Annotated in this window: 2 protein-coding genes and 2 pseudogenes; 2 read left to right on the forward strand and 2 right to left on the reverse strand. The window is 47.9% G+C overall.

Going from position 1 to position 1,851, the window contains the following annotated elements; genetic code table 11:
• Nucleotides 1-473: pseudogene (locus tag AOY23_RS21280) on the forward strand (phage tail protein); the annotation flags it as partial.
• Nucleotides 473-1,063, forward strand: coding sequence for a tail fiber assembly protein (locus tag AOY23_RS21285; RefSeq protein ID WP_054181151.1), 591 nt, complete (start codon nucleotides 473-475; stop codon nucleotides 1,061-1,063). The pseudogene AOY23_RS21280 and the gene AOY23_RS21285, both read left to right, overlap by 1 nt.
• Here AOY23_RS21285 and AOY23_RS21290 read toward each other — a convergent pair.
• Both AOY23_RS21290 and AOY23_RS22925 read right to left on the reverse strand, forming a co-directional pair.
• Entirely contained in the window at nucleotides 1,035-1,454 is a 420-nt protein-coding gene (locus AOY23_RS21290) for a tail fiber assembly protein (RefSeq protein WP_054181154.1), read from the reverse strand. The two genes, AOY23_RS21285 and AOY23_RS21290, sit on opposite strands and share 29 nt — an antisense overlap.
• A pseudogene (locus tag AOY23_RS22925) lies at nucleotides 1,454-1,851 on the reverse strand (hypothetical protein); the annotation flags it as partial. The pseudogene AOY23_RS22925 and the gene AOY23_RS21290, both read right to left, overlap by 1 nt.

The raw sequence follows: 1,851 nt of genomic DNA on the forward strand, positions 1-1,851 counted from the left end.
ACCTTGGTTTGGGAGCAGGTGTGCCAGCTATCGGTATTCCGTTCTTCTGGCCGTCCTCGGCAATGCCAAATACGGTTATGACTGAATGGGCTGATATGGTGTTTCTGAAGTTCAACGGAGCCACATTCTCAGCGTCGAATTATCCAAAACTCGCTCTGGTGTTTCCTGGATTAACACTGCCTGAAGCACGCGGTGAATTTATTCGTATCTGGGATGATGGCCGTGGTGTGGATAGTGGACGCACATTGCTTTCCGCGCAATTAGACGATTTCAAAACGCATGAACACAAAATTCTGGGGACAAATGGAAGTGGTGGCAATGTAGTGTTTGGCACAACATCGAATGCTTCTCCTTTCTACACCAACGGCGTTAGTCAGCCGGGTGGAAGTGCTTTGCCCGCTTTTCAAAACCCAGGTGGTACTGAAACACGCCCACGTAACATTGCATTCAACTTTTTAGTAAGGGCGAAATAATGAAACCTGTTTTCGATGAAAATGGACTGGCAACAGAACCGGGTGAAATTCGCTGCTATTACTATGATGCTGCGACTTCTGAATATATGGGCTGGTCTGACGAATATATTAATCTTGGTGTGAGCATGCCAGGCCATTCGACTGATATTGAGCCCGGAGATAATGAGACTGGGTACGTATCGGTATTTACTGGTTCAGGATGGAGTAAAGAGGAAAACCATCGGGGTAATACTGTTTATTCAACCGAAGATGGCGAAGCATCAAAGGTCGATTATATTGGTCCCATCAAGGATGGATACACCAGTACGGCACCTTCAACGCCATATGATAAGTGGAACGGGCGCAACTGGGAGACCGACGCAAAGGCGCGACATGCTGCGGAGGTGGCTGAGGCCGAACGGCAAAAAAACGCGTTACTCGCAGAGGCTGCGGGGATTATTGCCCCGTTAGCAGATGCTCAGGCTGGAGGATATATTGACGACGCAGATATGCCGCGCCTTGCTGAGTGGCAGCGGTACCGATACAAGCTGACTAAAGTCGATACCAGTACCGCGCCTGACATTACTCTTCCACCGAAGCCTGAGGTGTAGGCCACTTGATATCTGGTGCGCTGTTCGTGTCTACCGCCTCAAGCGCATCCAGATAATCAAGCCACAAATTGTATTGCGCCAGTTCGTCCCCCTTCAGCCTACCAATCGCAGCTTTGCCAGGCCACTGCTTGCTGTTCATAAAGTCGTTAGCCAGGTCTATTCGCTGTTGTTTTTCTGCTCCAGCCGCTGCGACTAGCTCATCGTGCGTTGGTGGGGGAATATCTGCCCATGCCGGACCATTATCACCTGGAACCATGAGTTGTGTTTTTGAACCTGCTAAAAACTTATCATAGGTATCCTGAGTGACTTCAACCAAATCTTTCCCTTTATAGTCTTGCGCTGTAGATTCCAACAAAAAACCATTCAATGACGGGCTATAAAAAATCTTCATCAGTACCCCCAAATAAAATACATGAAAGCAATGCTGCTATTTGCAAGCACAACACCTGATTTAGTTCCCCTGACAGCAAAACTAACCTGATTAATTGGTCCGTTTGGCGGTGGGTATGATGAAAAAATGAAGGGATCTAAATCTCCAGCAAAGGATGTCTTGCTCTGATGCGCCTCTGCATAAATATATGTACTGGGAAACGTATCAGGCAGTGTTAAAAATATATTCCCCTGTGCATCTGTTGGGGTTGCTTGCTGCCCACACATCATTTTTAACCCACCAGGTAGATTTAATACTATCGACGAGGCAGATCTTGACGATACGAAACTGGACATATCAGGTATCTGCCCGGAGCCGGTGCCGACGTTCTTCGTTGCCGCACCTCCTAAACCAAGGT

Source organism: Trabulsiella odontotermitis, assembly GCF_001297775.1.
Classification (GTDB): Bacteria; Pseudomonadota; Gammaproteobacteria; order Enterobacterales; family Enterobacteriaceae; genus Trabulsiella; species Trabulsiella odontotermitis.